The 19,933-nt window shown below is 44.5% G+C and carries 14 protein-coding genes and 1 tRNA gene; 4 read left to right on the top strand and 11 right to left on the bottom strand.

Features of this window, described 5'->3' with window-relative positions; all coding sequences use genetic code 11:
• Window positions 1-3: 3 nt before the first annotated feature.
• From A8C56_RS21580 to A8C56_RS21570, 3 genes are all read right to left on the bottom strand, one after another.
• Window positions 4-1,587, bottom strand: coding sequence for a SusD/RagB family nutrient-binding outer membrane lipoprotein (locus tag A8C56_RS21580; RefSeq protein ID WP_067760597.1), 1,584 nt, complete (start codon window positions 1,585-1,587; stop codon window positions 4-6).
• A gap of 10 nt (window positions 1,588-1,597) precedes the next feature.
• Window positions 1,598-4,828, bottom strand: a complete 3,231-nt coding sequence (locus A8C56_RS21575) for a SusC/RagA family TonB-linked outer membrane protein (protein WP_245645633.1) — start codon at window positions 4,826-4,828, stop codon at window positions 1,598-1,600.
• Between the two features lie 263 nt (window positions 4,829-5,091).
• On the bottom strand, window positions 5,092-6,654 hold the full coding sequence (locus A8C56_RS21570) for a glycerol-3-phosphate dehydrogenase/oxidase (RefSeq protein WP_067760593.1): 1,563 nt from the start codon (window positions 6,652-6,654) through the stop codon (window positions 5,092-5,094).
• Window positions 6,655-6,883: 229 nt separating this feature from the next.
• Here A8C56_RS21570 and A8C56_RS21565 point away from each other — a divergent pair, with 229 nt between their 5' ends.
• Window positions 6,884-7,654 carry a DeoR/GlpR family DNA-binding transcription regulator gene (locus tag A8C56_RS21565; RefSeq protein ID WP_084490471.1) on the top strand — a complete coding sequence of 257 codons (771 nt, stop codon included), beginning with the start codon at window positions 6,884-6,886 and terminating at the stop codon, window positions 7,652-7,654.
• 302 nt (window positions 7,655-7,956) lie between these two features.
• Here A8C56_RS21565 and A8C56_RS21560 read toward each other — a convergent pair whose 3' ends face one another.
• The 3 genes from A8C56_RS21560 to A8C56_RS21550 all read right to left on the bottom strand — a co-directional run bounded on the left by A8C56_RS21560 (window position 7,957) and on the right by A8C56_RS21550 (window position 12,018).
• Complete coding sequence (locus A8C56_RS21560; protein WP_067760589.1) at window positions 7,957-8,358, bottom strand: hypothetical protein; 402 nt, start codon at window positions 8,356-8,358, stop codon at window positions 7,957-7,959.
• A gap of 430 nt (window positions 8,359-8,788) precedes the next feature.
• Window positions 8,789-9,688: a DUF6528 family protein gene (locus tag A8C56_RS21555; protein WP_067760587.1), complete on the bottom strand. Its 900-nt coding sequence runs from the start codon at window positions 9,686-9,688 to the stop codon at window positions 8,789-8,791.
• Between the two features lie 41 nt (window positions 9,689-9,729).
• Entirely contained in the window at window positions 9,730-12,018 is a 2,289-nt protein-coding gene (locus tag A8C56_RS21550) for a GH92 family glycosyl hydrolase (protein ID WP_067760585.1), read from the bottom strand.
• Between the two features lie 222 nt (window positions 12,019-12,240).
• Here A8C56_RS21550 and A8C56_RS21545 point away from each other — a divergent pair, with 222 nt between their 5' ends.
• A complete protein-coding gene (locus A8C56_RS21545) occupies window positions 12,241-13,773 on the top strand; it encodes a GH3 auxin-responsive promoter family protein (RefSeq protein ID WP_067760584.1) in 1,533 nt (510 codons plus the stop codon).
• On the opposite strand, the gene A8C56_RS21540 is transcribed toward A8C56_RS21545, so the two are convergent.
• Genes A8C56_RS21540 through A8C56_RS21520 form a run of 5 tightly spaced genes read right to left on the bottom strand, consistent with a single transcriptional unit; the run spans window position 13,763 to window position 17,291 of the window.
• Window positions 13,763-14,089, bottom strand: coding sequence for an MmcQ/YjbR family DNA-binding protein (locus tag A8C56_RS21540; protein ID WP_067760582.1), 327 nt, complete (start codon window positions 14,087-14,089; stop codon window positions 13,763-13,765). The genes A8C56_RS21545 and A8C56_RS21540 overlap by 11 nt on opposite strands.
• Window positions 14,086-14,472 (bottom strand): RidA family protein, encoded by a 387-nt coding sequence (locus A8C56_RS21535; RefSeq protein WP_067762413.1) that lies wholly within the window; start codon window positions 14,470-14,472, stop codon window positions 14,086-14,088. Before A8C56_RS21535 ends, A8C56_RS21540 begins: the two co-directional genes overlap by 4 nt.
• A 41-nt stretch (window positions 14,473-14,513) precedes the next feature.
• Complete coding sequence (locus A8C56_RS21530) at window positions 14,514-15,236, bottom strand: 3'-5' exonuclease (protein WP_067760580.1); 723 nt, start codon at window positions 15,234-15,236, stop codon at window positions 14,514-14,516.
• Window positions 15,237-15,238: 2 nt separating this feature from the next.
• Window positions 15,239-16,318: a mannose-1-phosphate guanylyltransferase gene (locus A8C56_RS21525; protein WP_067760578.1), complete on the bottom strand. Its 1,080-nt coding sequence runs from the start codon at window positions 16,316-16,318 to the stop codon at window positions 15,239-15,241.
• Window positions 16,319-16,328: 10 nt separating this feature from the next.
• Entirely contained in the window at window positions 16,329-17,291 is a 963-nt protein-coding gene (locus tag A8C56_RS21520) for a KpsF/GutQ family sugar-phosphate isomerase (protein WP_067760576.1), read from the bottom strand.
• A gap of 204 nt (window positions 17,292-17,495) precedes the next feature.
• Here A8C56_RS21520 and recQ point away from each other — a divergent pair, with 204 nt between their 5' ends.
• Both recQ and A8C56_RS21510 read left to right on the top strand, forming a co-directional pair.
• The gene (gene recQ / locus A8C56_RS21515; RefSeq protein WP_179946953.1) at window positions 17,496-19,763 is read left to right on the top strand and encodes a DNA helicase RecQ; all 2,268 of its coding nucleotides are present in this window, start codon (window positions 17,496-17,498) and stop codon (window positions 19,761-19,763) included.
• A gap of 84 nt (window positions 19,764-19,847) precedes the next feature.
• Window positions 19,848-19,920 (top strand) — tRNA-Phe (locus A8C56_RS21510).
• Window positions 19,921-19,933: the final 13 nt, after the last annotated feature.

Genomic DNA, 19,933 nt, shown 5'->3' with positions numbered 1-19,933 from the left:
TGATTAAGGCTTTTGCCACCACACGTTGGTATTTATCTGATCGGGGCCCTGTGCAGCTACCGCGGCCTTATAATTGGTTGGATTGGCCGACTGCACATATACAGGGTACACCAGGCGGGCGGGCATTACGCCCCCGTTTTGCAAACCTGGTAGTTTATCCAAATGTAAATTAGGATATCCGGTACGCCTGTACTCAAACCATTGCTGCAGATCAGTCATAAACAGTGCGTAGTATTTCTGCAGGTGTATCATTTCCATTTTTCTGCGTGCAGGGAGCGCATCATCCCAAATTACACTGCCGGCGCTCAAATTTCCAAGATGATCCGCAAATTCTTTAGAAGTAATGCTTTCGGGAAAATTCGGCACCCAATAATTGATGGCAGATGCAATACCCTGGTAAAAATAGGTCTTTGCATCACCGCTGATCCAGCCTTTTACGGCTGCTTCTGCCAGGATAAACTGTACTTCGGCATATTGCATGATGATGCCTGTCCACGGGTTTTGCTGAAGCGACCAGACACCTCCCGTTGTTTTGTTGTCATAGCTTTGAAAATAGCATCCTTTGGGCTCAGCCTTGCCAGGCAGGTACCCGCTTGCCACTCCACGCCATCCGCCTCCACTGGCCTGGGCAATGCCCAGGCGGCCGATACTGCCGGACCCGTAGGGCTTTGCTGAAACAAGCCGCGGGTCCGTCCACGTAACCAAACTGTCCAGAAAATAACTGCAAATGGCGGGAGCTCTGAAATCCTGCACACGTATACCGTTTACGTAAGGCGATGTATATGGGTCTGTACTGCTGGTTTCCCCGGTCCAGAGCACCCTGGCACAATCGCTGTTGTTTTGCATTATGGGGTATTTATCCGGATTTTCAACTATTTCTTTTATTTTCTGAATACACTGATCCTGTACTTCAGCTTTTCCGGAAATGCGCAATAATAAGCGCAGATACAATGAATTTCCAAATTTTCTCCATTTGGAAATATCTCCCCTGTACACCGGATCGCTGGATACAACAACCGGCGTATTATTGGTTAACAAATCATTTGCCTCTTCCAGTTTTTTAAATAAATCCAGGTAAATATCCTTTTGCCGGTCAAATACGGGCTGTACGTTTCCCTGTGAGCCGCCCGTCCAGCCTTTAAGCGCCTCTGTGTAAGGAATATCCCCATATGTGTCGGTCAGGTTCGCAAACAGCCAGGCCTTACAAATCCTTGCAATTCCCTGGTAGGAGGTGTTAATACTATCGCCGATACTTGCCAGGCTGTCTACATCCTTGAAATTCGTCAGCTGAACAAACCAGGAGTTCCATAAATAATCCGATTGGGTAGCTCTGAAAGCATACCGGAATACCGTGTTTTCCCCGTCACTTATATTAACTGTAACCTGCATCAGCTCATTGTTAAAGCTTCTGTTCCGGCTCATGCCGGGCCAAAGCGAGTTTACCAGTGCCGGCGCCAGTAGTTTATCGGAAGTGGTGTGCAGTATGTTAATAGGATCCACATTCAACTTCTCGAATCCTTTTTTACATGAGTATAGTGTTGGTACCACCAACAAAACAATGCCTGCAATAAGTAGTTGCTTTTTCATTTTAAAGAAATTAAAATCCGATTGATAAATTAAACCCTACAGTGCGTGTGGAAGGGAACTGCCCTACTTCAAAGCCGGTAACAATATCTGTTCCGCTTAAGGTACCAAATTCCGGGTCGAATATCGGCCAGGGCGACCATATAAAAAGATCACGCCCGTAAATCCCAATCATCGCGGAGCTCAATCCTATTTTTTTCAAAAGCCTCGGTTTAAAGGCATAATTTAATGACGCTTCACGGAACTTGATAAAGTCGGTACTGAAAGTGCTTCCTTCTGCATTGAGAGACCCCATACTATTCTGATAGTATTGATCTACATCATAGGCTACCACATCATTTTTCCGGTACCCGGTTACTTCGCCTTTATCATTCAGTACTTCCAGAACGCCGTTCCCAATAATTCCGTTATACCTTCCCGGCAGGGTTACCTTAAGCTTTCCCTGCTCCACCATTTTATAATGGGTTAAGGAATAGGCTACTGCACCGGCCTGGGCATCAAACAAAACTTTTAAACTCAGTTGCTTATACCTGAATGTATTCCCCAGGCTTACTTTATATTTAGGCGTTGTATTCCCTAAATAAATAATATTGCTTGTAATCTTCGGAAAGCCGGTTGCCGGGTCAAAGATCACCTGCCCGTCAGGGCTGCGCTGATAACCCAGGCCATATAGATCACCCATACTACCGCCTATAGTGGCTACAATCTGGCCGCTTGCAATCTGACCAGACCTTAGCAAAACAGTGCTGTCGGGCATAGAAACAATTTTATTTTTATTAGCAGCAAATGTTGCAAATACCTCCCAGTTAAAACCATTTTTGTTTACGACGGGTTTTCCGTTAAGCGATACTTCAACACCGGTGTTATTCACCCGTCCTGCATTGATCACTGCCGCATCATAGCCGGAAGAACGGTCCAGTGTTCTTGTCAGGATCTGGTTTTTTGTGTTTCCCCAATAAACAGCCACATCAAACCCCAGGCGGTTTTTAAATAATTGAACCTCGGTTCCCAGCTCAAAGGTTGTGGTCTTCAGGGGTTTTAAGTTCTCATTGGGCAAAATCTTGGGGTTCATTAAAGCACTGTCCGGGAATATACCGTTATTAGCAAGCATATACGTATACGCGGTTCTGTAAGGTGTGGTGCTTCCGCTTCCCACCTGAGCTATTGAAGCCCTTAATTTGGCGTAGTTGATAAAAGAAGGAAGCTTCGTAAAATCAGACAAAACAAAGCTGGTGTTTAAGGACGGATAGAAAAAACCAACGTTATCTGTTCTGTCTGCGGTAGCCAGAACGCTGTTCCAGTCCTGTCTTCCGGTCAGCTCGGCAAATAAATAATCTTTATAACTAACATTAATAATTCCGTAAATACTGTTTATCTGGTACCGGCTGGTATCGGGTATATAAATCAATCCATACAGGCTGTTATCCAGACTATATATTCCGGGGTAAGGCGAGCCTGTCAATGAGTCCGGAAATTTTAAGCCGTCTGCTCTGATATCCGATTTGTCGTACATATTTTTCAGCTGGCTGCCCCCTACAGAAACCCCCAGCTTTACATCATTTGACAGATTCTTATTGTACCTGGCAAGAAAATCATAGCTGAGCTCCCGTGCATAGATATTTTGTTTTCTTACAGACCCGAACGGAAGCCTTGCGCCGGCATCATACGGGCGGTCCTGTTCCCGTTTATCATTCGACCAGTCGAGGTTGCCACGCAGCATAAAGCTAAGCTCTTTTGTAAGCTGGTAGTTGAACTGTGCGGAACCGGTTACATTATTTCTTCTTGTTTTATTTAAAAATTCGTTTACAATAGCAAAGGGGTTTTCCGGATAACTGCTATAAGGATACCTGATCTTTTTATAGGGGTCAGTAACGCTCCAGTAGTTTCTGAGCCAGTTAAAATCTGCATTAGGCTGCCAGAAAATGTACCAGTACATCAGCGACTGGTTTCCATAACCGGCTGCAGGAAGATTATCGCTTGTTCTGTAACCATAATTAATTTTGGTTGAGAACTTCAGCTTTTTGGTAATATCTGTATTTGTCGACAAACTTGCAGAGTTACGATGAAAACCGGTATTGGGAACAATCCATTTATTACTTTGGATACCGCCTGAAACACGAAACGAAGTAGTTCCTATTTTTCCATCCAAACTTAAATTATTAGTGAGGTTTTTGCCCACATCCCAGAAATCATTAATATTATCATATGGCACCCAGGGCGTTGCTACAGTAGCTCTTGTTTGAGTAACCGGATCGTACTGATAAAACAGCTGCCCGTCAAACTTTGGCCCGTATGCCGAGCTGGATGAACTATTTGCTGATTTGCCGTACTCATAGTCGCTCTGACCATCCAGCCCAAGCCCGTATTCATACTGCAAATCAGGCGACCTGTTTATTGATTCCAAAGACCCGTTTATCGAATACCGGACATTAATCCGGCCTTTCCTTTTTGCAGAAGCGGATTTTGTTGTAATAATAATGGCGCCATTAGCCCCTCTTTGCCCGTACAACGCAGCAGCAGCAGGGCCTTTCAGCACCGATACACTTTCAATATCCTGCGGATTAATATCATTCATTGAGCTTCCATAATCAGCAGGCAGGTTATCACTGCCCGTTGCATATACATTATCGGAAGCGTTTGCAGAACGCTTGCCGCTACTGTTATTAATAACAACACCGTCTACAACAATCAGGGCTTCATTGTCGCCGGTAAGGTTGTTCTCACCACGAAGGATGATCTTGTTAGAACCCGCCGGCCCGGAGCCGGAGCGTATTAAATTCAACCCGGCAACCTTTCCGGAAAGTGCATCTGTCCAGTTAGAGGACACTGCGTCCGTTAGCTGGGTGCTGTCAATTTTTGTAAGGGCATACCCCAGGGCTTTATCTTGCTTTTTAATTCCCAATGCCGTTACCACCACCTCGTTTTCCTGTTTTCCTTCGCTCTCAAGCAATATATTAATTGTTGTTTGTTGTTCTACTTTCCGTTCCTGCTCTTTATAGCCAATAGAAGAAAAAACAAGCGTTTCACCAGTTGCTACGGGTATTGCATAATGTCCGTCTGCACCGGTTGTGGTTCCCCGGGAAGTGCCTTTGACCAATATGGTCACATTGGCAACCGGCTCCGTTGTTTCTTTGGAGGTTACCATGCCACTGACTGTTTTACGTTGTGCCTGAGCAAGGACGGGAATCAGTAGCAGTAAATAAAACAGCAGACAGCCGTTTATTAATGATTTCTTTTTTCTCATTTGCTGCATTTTAATTCTTTTCAGATTTAATGAATTAATAAAAAGATAGCCTATAGCTTTATCGATTAAAATCTGGCTAACAGGTTCTTTACTTAATTAATTTTTCAGATTGATCGCGAACAGATTGATCGCAATGAGGCCGCAAATATATCCATGCGTCAGAAGGTAAATAATACGCGGCCTGATTGTTAACCAAAACATAATCTAACGCGTGTTCTTTTTTTTCAGGAAACTGTTTCATATGGCGCCTCCTTTTGTTTTTATTATAAAATGTATTGTTTTGCAAGTGTTGTAAATCGTTCTGTTTCCGCATCTGCCCAGGCTTTGTCCTTATGCAGCTCTTCGGCCATAAGCGTTGCCGTTTCCCCTGCAATGCGTATGCTTTCCTTTGCATCCAGAAATAACGCTCTTGTTCTGCGCGCCAGGAAATCTTCCACAGTGCGTGCCATTTCCTGTTGCACGGCCCATTGCAATTGCGCTTTGTTCAGTTTTAGCTTTTCACTGAGCCAGTGCCCGTTACTTGCGGCTTTTATCTTTTCCGCATCACTTCCATAAAAATAAAAGGGATCATTCCAGTCCATTCCTTTAGCAAAGCCATGAACCTGCAAATGCCGGGTTTGTGTTTGGGTGGCAGCCCATCCCATCCGCTTTTCAACAGCATCCACCATGTCCTGTCCCATTTTCCGGTAAGTGGTCCATTTGCCACCAATAATAGTAAACAGGCGGGTAGGGGAAATAATGATCTTATGGCTGCGCGAAATTTCTTTTGTTTTTTCTGTTCCTTCTTTAGGTGCTGCCAGCGGCCGCAGCCCTGCAAATACGCTCAGCACATCTTTGCGGGTGGGTTGCTTTACAAGATACTGGCCGGAGGTGTTTAATATAAATTCGATTTCCTTCTCCAGGGGCCTGGGTTCTGCAGAAGGTGCGCCAACCGGGGTATCCGTGGTACCTACTACTACTTCACTATGCCAGGGCACGGCAAACAATACACGGCCATCACTGGTTTCGGGAATCATTAATGCGTGGGGGGAAGAAAAGAACTCTTTATCCAATACCAGGTGAACGCCCTGGCTGGCCACCACGCTTTTGGGTGCGGAAGGATTGTCCATTTTCAAAATATCATCTACAAAAACACCCGTGGCATTTACAACCGCCTTTGCATGTATCCTGTAAACAGCAGCCGTTTCCTGGTCTTCTGCAATGATCCCGGATGGCTGTCCCCGTTCATTTTTGATCAGACCGGTCACCTTTACATAATTCAGCGCTACACCACCCTGCTCAATGATCGTTTGTGCAAGGTTTAATGCCAGCCTTGAATCATCGAACTGCCCGTCATGATATTGTACGCCTCCTACCAGACCTTCCTGCTTTATATCCGGCAGCGCTTCCATCGTTTTCTTTTTGGATATAAACACCGAAGGGCCTAAAGAGAGCCTTCCTGCGATCCAGTCATAAAGCTTCAGACCAATAGTATATTTGATCCGGTCCCAGAATGAATAAACGGGGATAATAAAGGTCTGGTTTTTTACCAGGTGCGGTGCATTCTTTTGCAAAAGCCCCCGTTCAATGCTCGCTTCACGCACCAGAGCAATATTTCCCTGGGCCAGGTAACGCACGCCTCCATGCACCAGCTTGGTGCTGCGGCTGGAGGTTCCTTTTGCAAAGTCGTCCTGCTCTACCAGCAAGGTCTGGTAGCCACGGGTTACTGCCTCCAGGGCAATACCCAAACCCGAAGCACCACCACCGATCACAACTACATCCCATAATTTTCCCGGCTTCGTTGCGGCCTGTAATAACTGCTCCCTGTTAAATATTCCGTTGCTCATTGGTTCCTGCGCTTATTTCCGACTTCCATCCCTTTTCTTTTTGGATTCTGCCTTGTTTTTTGTTTGGGTATGAGGTCTTTTATTATTGATTTCAATCAAAAGCAAAACAATCTGAAAGCAATAATAATAAAAAATATTTAAAAACGTAAGGATTAACAATTATTTCATAAGAAATCGTAGTTTTTTTTTGTTTCCTTATTTTGGGCAGATAATGATTATTTTTGATCCCATGAGCACGCTTGTTGAACGTCACCAACATATACTGGGAGCCCTTAAAAAAAAGGGAAGTGTACAGGTTGTAGACCTTTGCCAGGAATTAAACGTTTCATCCGTAACCATTCGTAAGGACCTGCAGTTTCTGGAAGATAAAAATCAACTGTTCAGGACACACGGAGGCGCAACCTTAACAAACCCCTATATAGGAGACCGCTCTGTTATTGAAAAAGTAGGAATAAAATCGGCAGAAAAAGAAAAGATCGGCCAATATGGTGCCAGTTTAATAGAGCCAAACGATAGTATTCTGATCGCTTCTGGAACAACCGTCTTTTACCTTGCGAAAAATATACAACCGAAAGGAAACGTAACCGTACTAACGAGCGCGCTAAACGTTGCCATTGAAATAGCCCATCACCCGGGTATTGAAGTGATCCAGTTAGGTGGTATCATGAGGAAGACTTCTTCTTCTGTAACAGGGGTTTATGCGGAAAAAATACTGGAAGATTTCTCCTGTAGCAAATTGTTTTTGGGCGTGGATGGCATTGATCTTGAATTTGGGCTGACCACTTCCAATATCCAGGAGGCGCAGCTTAACCGCAAGATGATTGCAGCGGCCCGTAAAACCATCATCCTGGCAGACTCCAGCAAATTTGGGAAAAGAGCTTTCGGAAAAATCTGTGACCTGGATGGCATAGAACAGATCATTACAGATAGCGGCGTATCACCGCATATTGTTACAGAATTAGAAGCAAAGGGACTTGAAGTAACGGTGCTGTCAGTGTAAGCTCCCTGGAAGGTAAAAAATTATATGTAGTACAAAACAAACCTGCCTCTTATGGGTGAATAAAAAACTTATTTTCAAAAAGCTCTTTAATGAACCAACCAACTGTCAGCCACAGTGCACAGGCGTTTATAACCGATTGGAACACGGCTGATCTTTCCGCATTTTCTTTAACCAGCAAAAACACGATCCCGGACAGAATCATTATGACGGCACACATATAAAACTGCTTAACACGCATAAAAAGAGCCAACAGTGCTGATTGCAGGAGCCCTTTATGCTGTAATACGGAAATGACATTTTAATCAGACCAAAAAGTTTCCCGCAAAAATGCAACCCTTTTTTATTGGCCTGTAATGAATTTCACTATCGTATAACTGAATCAGATAAAAATATACAAGATTTAAGAGAAGAATTTCTACAATCAGGTTTAGCAGAAATAACAATCTATTCTTTCGGGCAGATGCTTTTTGTGAATTATCCGGATCAGGAAGTGCTCTGCTCATTTTCCGGACGACCAATATCCTGGAAAAATAAAAGATCCCAATGCCTATGCCAGGAATAAGCAACATGAAATTAAGAGGTGCCGAAAGAAACGACAGGCCATACAAAAACCACATCAGGCCTGTAATTGTTCCAGCCAACAAACCGGTTATTCTTTTTTTTAAGAATTGCTTAATTCCAATCTTCTCTGTTAACTGTTGCATGTAAACGTGTTTATTTTATACCAGGTTAGACTTTAAAAACGTATTGTCGCCCTGTCCCGGCGGTCCCGATAACTATTGGAATATTTTTTAAATGAATCATGCCCGCCCGGATGCCCTCCGTCGGACGGGTATTTCAGCATCTATAGTATCGCTCAACAGGCCCTGAAACAAAAACAGATTCCGGAACAGGTACAGGATGACATCTTCAGGGTAACCCCTAAGAAGGATTGTCATCGCCTCATCCGAACTTTCGGATGATTTTGTTTTTGTAAATGGAAAACCCGGAATGACGGGTTGAAAGAATCTGTTATTTAAATGAACTTAAATGCAAACGCTTTAATAGCTGCTTCACTATGACATTACTTATTGAACGGGGGTTTAATATCTGAAAGGCATTACTTCTCCCTAACGTCAAAATACCAGATCCGGATCACCTGCCCCAGCCCGCTACCCGTACCTTATAGAGCTTCGTGCCCGGAATATGCAGTTTTTTATCCGGATTCCTGGAATAGATATTAAAAGTCCACCAGCTTTCCTCGGCCTTCGTATAAACGAGTTGTTTTGTGGTGCTGTTATAATTTACCGACTTCACATCAGGTATTTCCGCAAGCAGCTGAAACGGCGTAAACCGTCCCTCGTTGATCCTAAAATCCCATACATGGCCATGGGCTGAAACAAGCAGCTGGTCTTCATCAACCCCGGAAAGATCATGCCCGCCCGGAGCCGGAAGCTTCCAGGTCTTTACTTTTACCAAACGGGCATCCTCACCCCTGATATGTAAGTTGTATGCCCGCAGCTCATCAAAACCCAGCACATAAAGCAGCTTTCTCTTTTTGTTCCACAAAACACCATGCCCTGAATACAGGGAATCTTTACAGATCACTTTTTCCGGATGATCCCTATGGTATATTTCTATACTGTTTCCTCCTGGATGCGTGGAATTGGCTACTGCAATATACCCCCCCGGTAACAATGCTGCCGAGTGAGCCATCGGCGTACGGGCATAGAAACGCACCGCTTTTGTTGCTACGTCCACCAGCAGGGTTGCGCCTCCGGATGAGGTCAGCAACAGCATTTTACCATCATCCACCGGCTTACAGTCATCCAGCGGTCTTAACAGCTTCTGATATATGGGCGGCAATATTTTTGCTTCGCTGTTTTCCCATTGCCATACGATGCCGGGCGCCCCATTTACTGTTTTAGATGGGTCAATGATCATGGCTTTATCATCGCCGCAAACCACCCAAAATTTTTCAGGCACTTTCTGCAACTGCTGGGCAGAACAATGCAGAAAAAGGAAAGCTGTAAAAAACAGTAAAAATCCTTTCATATGTTTTTAGTTTATAATACGGATCTTTCAGCTCACGCCGGTTACCGGTGCCTGGCAGCCATTACAAACTGCAGCACGCCCCCCTTCAGAATATCACTATGCCTGATCGTTGTTCCTTTAACCGGTTGCCCGTTCAGCAAAACTTTTGAAACATACACATTTTTATCACTCTGGTTCTGTACATCAATGGTAAACGTTTTGCCATTTTCCAGTTGCAATACTGCTTTTTTTATGGCGGGGCTTCCCAGCTGGTATTCCTCTGAGCCCGGTGCAAAAGGATAGAAGCCCAGTGTGCTGAAAATATACCAGGCGCTCATCTGGCCGCAGTCATCATTACCTCCCAGCCCGTCAACAGACGGTTTGTACTGCATTTTCAGGATCATGCGGATGCGCTCCTGTGTTTTCCAGGGTTGGGCAGTAAAGTTGTATAAATACGCCACATGGTGCGAGGGCTCGTTCCCATGCACATAATTGCCAATAATTCCATCACGCGTAATATCTTCAGTCTCTTCAAAAAAATGATCCGGCAAGTGCATGGTGAACAAAGAGTCCAGGTGCGGAAGAAATTTTTTCTCTCCCCCCATCAGCGCAATCATTCCCTTTGGGTCCTGGGGCACAAAAAGGCTGTAGTTCCAGGAATTGCCTTCAATAAAGCCCTGGCCGTTTGTAGAAAGCACATCAAAATCTTTCCGGAAGCTGCCATTACTTAACCTCGGGCGCATAAAACCAGTAGAAGGGTCATAAACATTTTTCCAGTTCTGTGAACGTTTCATAAATGTATCATACACATCCATGCGGTTCAGCCTTCTGGCCGCCTGGGCAATGCTCCAGTCGTCAAAAGCATATTCCAGGGTCGTGGAAACGGAGTTAGGGCGCTCATCCTCCGGCACATAACCGCGCCGGATGTAGGTTCCCAGGCCATCGTAATAACGTACATTGGCCGTTTGTATACAGGCATTCAGCGCCTGGTTTGCATCAAACGAAACATTCCCTTTTACAATGGCATCAGCAATGACCGCTACGCTGTGATACCCGCTCATACACCAGTTTTCATTGGCATAGTGGCTCCATACAGGTAACATTTTATGCACGCTCTGCTGCTGGTGCGCCAGCATGCTTCTGATCATATCATTATTCCGTTTGGGCTGAATCAGGTTAAAGAACGGGTGCAGCGCGCGATAGGTATCCCACAGGGAAAACGTTGTATAATTGGTAAAACCCTCTGCTTTATGCACATTCTGATCAAGGCCTTTATATTCCCCATTCTGATCCATATATACTGTTGGGCTTAAAAAGGCATGGTACATAGCTGTATAAAAACTGGTCATATCCTCTTTATTCAACGCCTCTATTTTAATCTTTGCCAGCTCTTTGTTCCATTTTTGCTGCCCCTGCTTTTTAATGGCCTCAAAATCATTGCCGGGAGTTTCTGTTTGCAGGTTTTCCAGCGCGTTCTTTGTACTTACGGGAGATAAAGCAAACTTGATGAGGATCTTTTCCTGATCGCCGGTTTTAAAATCGAAATGTGCCCGGAGCTGCTCCCCGGCCATTTCGGGGAAATTATCTGACTGGTCGAACCGCCTCCAGAAACCTTTATAGGGATACGATTTAAAACTGGCAAATCCGTAAGACGTAACAGGCTTTGAAAAGGTCATGGCAAAATAAACCGTGCGGGTGCGCGCCCAGCCATTGGTTTGCCGGTAACCCGTAACCAGGGTATCATTTTCTACCCGTACAAAGGTCCAGACGTTTTTATCTTTATAATTATAAATGCCATGCATCAGGTCCAGGATAATATGCGCATCCTCTGATTTTGGAAATGTGTACTGATGCACGCCTACACGGGTGGTGGTGGTCAGCTCTGCCAGAATATGATCATCATCCAGCAGCACGCTGTAATAATCAGGTTCTGCCCGTTCACTGGCATGGCGGAAGCGGCTCCTGTATCCGGTTTCAGGCTTATCGGCCGTGCCGGGGTTTAATTGTAGCCTGCCTGTTGTTGGCATGATCAGAAAATCGCCCAGATCAGAATGGCCCGTTCCGCTGAAATGGGTATGGCTGAAGCCAACAATGGTTGGATCATCATACTGGTAGCCGGCGCAATATTTGTAAACATCCGGGTTGTATTTTCCACCCATTTCATACGGAAGCGTATCTGTATCGGGGCTTAATTGCACAGCACCAAACGGGACCGTTGCTCCCGGAAAAGTATGCCCCATTTTTTTTGTGCCGATCAGCGGATTTACATATTGCAGGAAGTTTTCCTGTGCAGCACCACTTTTAATAAGGATTATGACAAAAACAAGGAGTAGTACACATATCTTTTTCATGACTGTAAATTTAGCCGCATTTTATTTACAGCAGGAATAAAATATACGCGTGGCATATCTGTATGAAGGGGCACACCACGCAGCCTGTACCGCGCTTCGCGTCATTGAAACTGCGTTTTCGCCGGAACGAAGGGCTTTTGAAAGCAGCACGCTTCTTTTCTTTTAAATCCGGTAACCCCGCTGTTCTTTTTTCCCACATTGTGAGTATATTGCAGATTGCATATGCCACTGTTAAGCCCCGCAATATCGTCCCTGGCCCGCATGCGTCAATGGCGCATTGATGGCTGGCGCAGCCATCCCTTAGACACACAGCGTGAGGTGTTGCAGAATCTTGTTTCCTCCGCCCAGTACACAGAGTTTGGAAGAAAATACGGCTTTAACAGGCTTTATAATATCCGGGACTTTAAAAAGGCTGTTCCCATTCATGAATATAACGATCTGAAGTCCTATATTGAACGTTGTATGAATGGCGAGCAAAACCTGCTTTGGAATTCGCCCATTGCCTGGTTTGCCAAAAGCAGCGGTACCAGCGGCGACAAGAGTAAATTCATCCCCATCAGCGAAGAAAGCCTGGAAGATTGCCATTATAAAGCCGCAAAGGATGTGCTGACCATGTATTACCTGTTCAACCCGGACAGTACGATGCTCACAGGCAAAGGGCTGGTGCTCGGAGGAAGCCATAATATCCATGCGGTGAACGAAGAGGCGCAGTTTGGCGATTTAAGCGCAGTGCTGTTACAGAACAGCCCGTTTTGGGGCCACTGGTTAAGAACACCGGAGCTAAGCATTGCTTTAATGGACGATTGGGAGACCAAACTTGAAAAGATTGCGGCACAAACGATCAGTGAAAATGTTACTTCGATCAGCGGGGTGCCTACCTGGACACTTGTTTTACTAAAACGCATCCTGGAGCTGACAGGCAGGAAAACAATTGCGGAAGTATGGCCGGGCCTGGAGTTGTATATGCATGGCGGGGTTTCCTTTACTCCTTATAAAGAGCAGTTCCAGCAAATTATCGGAAAGCACATCAATTATCTTGAAACCTATAATGCCAGCGAAGGCTTTTTCGGTGCACAGCAAATACCAGGCGATGAGGGAATGCTTTTATTTACAGACCACGGCATTTTTATGGAGTTTATGCCGGTAAGTGAATATGGCAAAGCTGATCCCAGAACTATCGGGCTAAAAGACGTAGAGCTGTATGCAAATTATGCCCCTGTTATCAGCACCAACGGGGGATTGTGGCGCTATTTACTGGGTGATACTATCCAGTTCATCTCCAAAGATCCGTTTAAAATCATTGTTTCCGGAAGGATCCGGCATTTTATCAATGCCTTTGGTGAAGAAGTGATCATTGATAATACCGACAAGGCCATCAGTATGGCCTGTATGGATACCGGCGCGATCGTAAACGATTATACCGCTGCGCCGATCTACTTTTCTGATGAAGGGAACGGCGGCCACGAGTGGCTGATTGAATTTGAAAAGCCGCCTTATAACCTGGAAGCTTTTACAACCATTTTAGATGCGTCCCTGAAATCCATTAATAGCGATTACGAAGCAAAGCGCCATAAGGATATTGCATTGCGCATGCCTGTTGTACATGCATTGCCCAAAGGTTTTTTTGTTGAGTGGCTGCATCATAAAGGCAAACTGGGCGGGCAGCACAAGGTGCCGCGGCTGAGCAATGACAGAAAAATACTTGAAGACCTGCTGCTGCTTTACAACCAGAAGCAACAAGGCGTTATTTCCTGACCTTTGCCACCAGGTTATAGGAATCCGTGATCCATTCTTTTAACAGCTTGCTGGAAACAGACCCATCTACCAGGATCGTGTTCCAGTGCTTTTTATTCATGTGGTAACCCGGCTGCACGGCATTATATTGCTCTCTCAGCTCGATGGCTTTTCCGGGATCACATTTTACATTAAACTGCAGCGGGTCATTTTCCAGTCCCATCAGCAAAAAAATCTTCCCCTTTACTTTAAAAACAAGCGTATCCGGCCCAAAAGGAAATCCCTCTTCAACCGCGCTGTGCTGCAGGCAATAGTTCCTTATATCTTCAATGTTCATGGTTGTAAAATTGCTGTTGCTTCTATTTCTATAAGATACCCCGGGTGAATAAGACGGCTTACTTCCACCATAGAAGCACAGGGCTTTATATTTCCAAAGAATGTGCCGTGAGCTCTTCCGTATTCCTGCCACCGGTTTATATCTGTAACAAACATTCTTGTACGCACCACGTCATTCAATGCGGCACCGGCTTCTTCCAGCACTTTTTGTATCTTTTGCAGGATATAGATGGTTTGTGCATATGCATCGCCCTCTCCTACAATATTATTTTGCGCATCCACTGCCACGGTTCCGCTTACTTCAATCGTATTGCCTATTTTTACAGCACGGCTGTAACCCACTTCCTGCTCCCAAACCGCGCCTGATGAAAAAAGCTGCCGCATCTCAAACATTCCTTTAATATAAAAAAATAAATTACTACTGCCTACCTGTATTCTATATTACTTTCTGTTATCAACTCTTCGCCGTTCATACGTAAAAAAACCTGCGCAACGGTTACCACATCTTTCTGGCAATAGGTAACAATCCGTTCAATATTCTTTTCTTTATAAAAGACCCCCGCTACCATACTGCCGTCAATATCATCTTTTGGTGTAGGCACATCCAGGGAATGAGCCAGAAGGTTCAGCGTGGTATAGCTTTTAAAATCGCCGAATTTCCAGAACTCCATGGTATCCAGGTGGCTCACTTCCCACGGTTTCCTGCCGGCCGTGTTTAAAATAACAGGTATCGGAAGCCGGTTAATGAGCAGGCGGCGGCATATATAGGGAAAATCAAACTCCTTTCCGTTATGCGCGCAAAGATACCGTTGTTCATTGGCGGTAAACTTCTGCAGCATTTCGGAAAAAGACTGTAGCAGTTTTTTTTCATCATCGCCATAAAACGATTTTAAAATAATCTTTCTCTGGTCCGGCGCACCCTGTACCACACCGCAACTGATGCAGATGATCTTTCCGAATTCCGCGTAAATACCGGCTCTTTCATAAATGCTTTCAACCGTTTCTTCTTCCCGGTTCTTTAACAGGGCGCCGGCTTTTATTTCCCACAAATGCTTCCATGATTCCGGAACTTCACTGAAGGATGCGTATTGCGGAACAGTTTCTATGTCTAAAAAGAGTATGGAGCTAACGGGGTATTGTTCCAGCATAACTAAAGGTATTTTTCATCTTTGTTTCTTTTTACATCTGCCACATAATCTTTTATCTCCTGTTCTTTATCTTTTTTACAGATCAGCAAAACATCCCGGGTGTCTACTATAATAAAATCTTCGAGCCCCTGTAACAGTACCAGCTTATTATCCGGCACATGCACCACGCAATTGTGCGTATCATATACCATTACGTCTTCGCCCACGACGGCATTTTCAAAATAATCCTTTGCCATGTTTTCATAGGCGCTGTTCCAGGTCCCAAGGTCGCTCCAGGTAAAAGACGCCGGAATTACATATACATTGGGCGCCTTTTCCATAATGCCGAAATCTATGGAAATGCTGGGGCACTGGGCATATATTTCACCAATGATCTTCTTTTCTAAAGGGGTATTGAATTTATCAATTTCTGCAGCAAACACTTCATGTATTTCAGGAAGGAATTTCTCAAATGCGGCAATAATATTTTTTACCTTCCATATAAAGATGCCCGCATTCCATAGAAAGTCGCCGCTTTTTACAAATACTTTTGCCAGTTCAAGGTTCGGTTTTTCCGTAAATGTTCTAACCTTATAAATTCCCGGAGCCGCTTCCACATCATCGCGCTGAATATACCCATAACCGGTATTCGGGTTTCGGGGTTTAATACCAAGGGTAACCAGGGCATTCACAGACTCAACGAACTGCGATGCGTTCTGTACGGTTTCTCCAAACGCGTCATCCTCTAAAATAAGATTGTCAGAAGGAGCTGCGATCATCACCGCATCAGGATTCTTTTTAAAAATCTTAAAGGCAACGTATGCGATGCAGGGTGCCGTATTTTTCCGGAAAGGCTCTGTAACGATATTTTCCGGAGGCAGGTCGGGCAGCTGATGCGCTACAATTTCTTCGTATTCTTCTGATGTAACAACAAATATGTTTTCTACCGGTACAATTTTGTTATATCTTGAGAACGTAGACTGGATCAGCGTTCTGCCGGTATTGAGAATATCTAAGAACTGCTTTGGATAGTTGGTCCTGCTTTTTGGCCAGAAACGGCTACCAATACCCCCGGCCATTATTACAACATAATTACTATTCATGTCTTTTTATTTAAATCAGCCCTTCTTTTAATAAATCGTGTATATGAATGATTCCAAGGTATACATTTCCTTCTGTCACAGCCAGCTGCGTAATGGAGTTTTTCCGCATCATGTCTAATGCCGAAACAGCCAGTTCGCGCGGTTCAATTGTTTTTGGTCTTTTTGTCATAATATCTCCGGCAACCGTGTGTTCAATATCGGTATTCTTTTCCAGCATACGCCGGAGGTCTCCATCTGTTATAATGCCTAACAGTTCATTTTGTTCATTTACAACAGCAGTAACTCCCAATCTTTTTTTGGTGATCTCAACAATAACCTCTTTCAATGACTGGTGCTCCAAAACTTTTGGTTTTTCATTCTGCAGGAACACATCGCTTACGCTGAGGTACAATTTTTTTCCGAGTGTTCCCCCCGGATGAAATTTTGCAAAGTCATTATCTTTAAACCCTTTCAGATCCATCAGGCAGGAAGCCAGTGCATCACCCATTACCATTTGTGCAGTAGTGCTGGATGTAGGAGCCAGGTTGTTGGGACAGGCTTCCTGGTCAACCGTCGTATTTAAAACAAGATCTGCCTGCTGCGCCAGGTAAGAATCAGTATTGCCAACAATAGCAATGATCTTATTGCCAAAATTCTTCACCAGCGGCAGCAGCGCTTTTATTTCGGGGCTGAAACCGCTTTTGCTGAGAACGACCACAATATCCGATTCCTGCACCATACCCAGATCTCCATGCAATGCGTCTGCCGCATGCATAAAAATCGAAGGCGTTCCTGTTGAGTTAAACGTTGCCACGATCTTTTGAGCTACCAGCGCGCTTTTTCCGATGCCACTGAAAACAACCCGGCCCGCACAATCCTTAATCAGCAGAACTGCCTGCTGAAAGTCGTTGTTTAATAATTGCCGGACATTATTAAGCGCATCGGCCTCTAACTGAAAGGTTTTCCTGGCGCGTTGTAAAATATTGTCATTCATTTATATATATCCGCCTGCATGAATAAAGCGCAAAAATATTGCATATTCCTCATAAAAACTTTAACCATTATTATTTTAAAACGCCAAAAAGCTTGATTAAATTCGCGTCCCCGAATTTTTTTTTAATTTTTTTATTAAAAATATCCGGCGTAACTTTTAAAGATATTTTTAAACCGATGTTCCATCATAATTATATATTTTAAAATGGCAGTGAAAAGTGAAAAGAAAGCTACCAAAACAAAACAACCGGCAGTAAAGAGTACGAAAAAAACAAAAGGAGGGATCGATTTACATGGAGAGCTGCTTAAAAACTTTGGGTTTCAGAAATTTAAAGGAAAACAGGAAGCCATTATTGAATCACTTTTATCAGGAAAAGACACTTTTGTTATTATGCCTACGGGAGGTGGTAAAAGCCTTTGCTACCAACTTCCGGCAGTGATTATGGAAGGAGTTGCCATCATCGTTTCTCCCCTTATTGCGTTGATGAAGAACCAGGTAGACCTTGTAAGGGGCTATAACAGCAATGATGAGGTAGCGCACTTTTTAAATTCCACATTAACAAAAAAAGAAATAAAGGAAGTGCATGATGACCTGCTGTCAGGTAAAACAAAATTATTATATGTTGCACCGGAAACACTGACCAAACAGGAAAACCTGACTTTTTTCAGTGATCTGAATATTTCTTTCTTTGCCGTGGATGAGGCACACTGTATTTCAGAATGGGGGCATGATTTCCGGCCGGAATACCGTCGCCTGCGCGAAATGATGAATCAGATCAACCCGAACGCGGCCGTTATTGCCTTAACCGCCACCGCTACCCCCAAAGTGCAGAGCGATATAATTAAGAACCTGGGATTAAAGGATGCCAATATTTTCATATCTTCCTTTAACCGGGACAATCTTTACTATGAGATCGTGCCAAAGATCAGTAAGAAGCAGACCAATGAAAGTATTGTCCGCTTTATCAAAAGCATGAAAAACAAAAGCGGCATTATATACACCTTAAACAGGAAAACCACTGAGGAGCTGGCTGATATATTGATGGCCAACGGCATTAAAGCGGTTGCTTACCATGCCGGCCTCGACAGCAAGCTCCGTGCAGAGCGCCAGGACCAGTTTTTGAATGAGGATGTACAGGTAATTGTGGCTACCATTGCGTTTGGAATGGGTATTGATAAGCCGGATATCCGTTTTGTTATCCATTACAATATCTCCAAATCAATAGAAAATTATTATCAGGAAACCGGGCGCGCCGGGCGCGATGGGCTGGAAGGAAAATGCTTATTATATTATTCCCATAAGGATGTGAGCAAGCTGGAGCACCTGATGCGCGATAAGCCGTTAAGCGAGCGGGAGGTAGGGGCACAGCTGATCAATGAAACCGTTGCCTATGCTGAAAGCGGCGTTTGCCGGCGTAAAGTGATCCTCAGCTATTTTGGGGAACAATATGATGTGGAGAACTGCGGACAATGCGATAACTGCAAGCACCCCAAAGAACGCCTGGAGGCAAAAGAACAGGCGGTGCTGGTCTTAAAAACCATTAAAGAACTGGATGAGCGTTTTGCAACAGACTATACTGTTAATATACTGATAGGGAAACTTACTCCGCAGGTAAAAATGTTCCGGCATGAAGGCCTTTCCAGCTTTGGGGCAGGCAAAGATCACGATTCCCTGTTCTGGAATTCTTTGATCCGCCAGATGCTGCTGGAGAACCTGCTGAAAAAAGATATTGAAGAATATGGCGTACTGAAGCTGACGCCGGAAGGAACCGCGTTTTTGAAAAAACCCAAAGCCTTCACGATTGTGCTGAACAATAAATTTGAGGAAGCCTGGGACGATGATGAAGCACCAGCCGCTGAGGATGGGGGTGGAGCAGCAACGGACCAGCAGCTATTTGAAATGCTGAAGGAACTGCGGCAAAAGGAAGCCCGGAGAAAAAGCCTGCCTCCTTTTGTAATTTTTCTGGAAAATTCGCTGATGGATATGGCCACGCTTTATCCTACAACCATTGCAGAGCTGGAAAAATGCCAGGGAGTGAGCAAGGGAAAGGCCATCCGCTATGGAAAGCCGTTTGTTGACCTGATTGCGCGTTATGTCGAAGACAATAACATTCAGAAGCCGGATGATTTTGTAATGAAGAGCGTGGTGAACAAAAGCGGGAATAAGGTCTACATCATCCAGCAAACCGACAAAAAAATCCCCCTGGAAACCATTGCAAAAAATAAAGGCTGGAAAATTGATGAGCTGCTGGAAGAAATGGAAACTATTGCAGCAAGCGGCACCAAACTGAACTTAGGGTATGCCATTGACGAAATGCTGGACGAAGAAGACCAGGATGAGATCATTGAATACTTTAAAAGCTGCGAAACCTCTTCTTTGCAACTGGCCCAGGAAGAGCTGGCCGAATATGATTTTAACTGGGAGCAACTGAAAATAATGAGAATACGGTTTTTAAGTGAATATGGTATGTAGGGGATACTGAAAATATCTTTTCTGTAAATTGCTTTAAATATTCACAAATACGCTATATTTGCAGCCCGCTTTGGCGGATGTTAAGGTGCGGTAGCTCAGTCGGTAGAGCAAAGGACTGAAAATCCTTGTGTCGCCGGTTCGATCCCGGCCCACACCACAAAGACCCGGAG

This window comes from Niabella ginsenosidivorans (assembly GCF_001654455.1).
In the GTDB taxonomy this organism is placed as follows: Bacteria; Bacteroidota; Bacteroidia; order Chitinophagales; family Chitinophagaceae; genus Niabella; species Niabella ginsenosidivorans.
Note: the sequence above shows the minus strand (reverse complement) of the source record. Positions and strands in the feature narration are given on the sequence as shown.

Excerpts from the sequence above, each read along its gene's own strand:
- A8C56_RS21580 (WP_067760597.1), bottom strand. The coding sequence starts at position 1,587 with ATGAAAAAGCAACTACTTATTGCAGGCATTGTTTTGTTGGTGGTACCA.
- A8C56_RS21575 (WP_245645633.1), bottom strand. The coding sequence starts at position 4,828 with ATGAGAAAAAAGAAATCATTAATAAACGGCTGTCTGCTGTTTTATTTA.
- A8C56_RS21570 (WP_067760593.1), bottom strand. The coding sequence starts at position 6,654 with ATGAGCAACGGAATATTTAACAGGGAGCAGTTATTACAGGCCGCAACG.
- A8C56_RS21565 (WP_084490471.1), top strand. The coding sequence starts at position 6,884 with ATGAGCACGCTTGTTGAACGTCACCAACATATACTGGGAGCCCTTAAA.
- A8C56_RS21560 (WP_067760589.1), bottom strand. The coding sequence starts at position 8,358 with ATGCAACAGTTAACAGAGAAGATTGGAATTAAGCAATTCTTAAAAAAA.
- A8C56_RS21555 (WP_067760587.1), bottom strand. The coding sequence starts at position 9,688 with ATGAAAGGATTTTTACTGTTTTTTACAGCTTTCCTTTTTCTGCATTGT.
- A8C56_RS21550 (WP_067760585.1), bottom strand. The coding sequence starts at position 12,018 with ATGAAAAAGATATGTGTACTACTCCTTGTTTTTGTCATAATCCTTATT.
- A8C56_RS21545 (WP_067760584.1), top strand. The coding sequence starts at position 12,241 with ATGCCACTGTTAAGCCCCGCAATATCGTCCCTGGCCCGCATGCGTCAA.
- A8C56_RS21540 (WP_067760582.1), bottom strand. The coding sequence starts at position 14,089 with ATGAACATTGAAGATATAAGGAACTATTGCCTGCAGCACAGCGCGGTT.
- A8C56_RS21535 (WP_067762413.1), bottom strand. The coding sequence starts at position 14,472 with ATGCGGCAGCTTTTTTCATCAGGCGCGGTTTGGGAGCAGGAAGTGGGT.
- A8C56_RS21530 (WP_067760580.1), bottom strand. The coding sequence starts at position 15,236 with ATGCTGGAACAATACCCCGTTAGCTCCATACTCTTTTTAGACATAGAA.
- A8C56_RS21525 (WP_067760578.1), bottom strand. The coding sequence starts at position 16,318 with ATGAATAGTAATTATGTTGTAATAATGGCCGGGGGTATTGGTAGCCGT.
- A8C56_RS21520 (WP_067760576.1), bottom strand. The coding sequence starts at position 17,291 with ATGAATGACAATATTTTACAACGCGCCAGGAAAACCTTTCAGTTAGAG.
- recQ (WP_179946953.1), top strand. The coding sequence starts at position 17,496 with ATGGCAGTGAAAAGTGAAAAGAAAGCTACCAAAACAAAACAACCGGCA.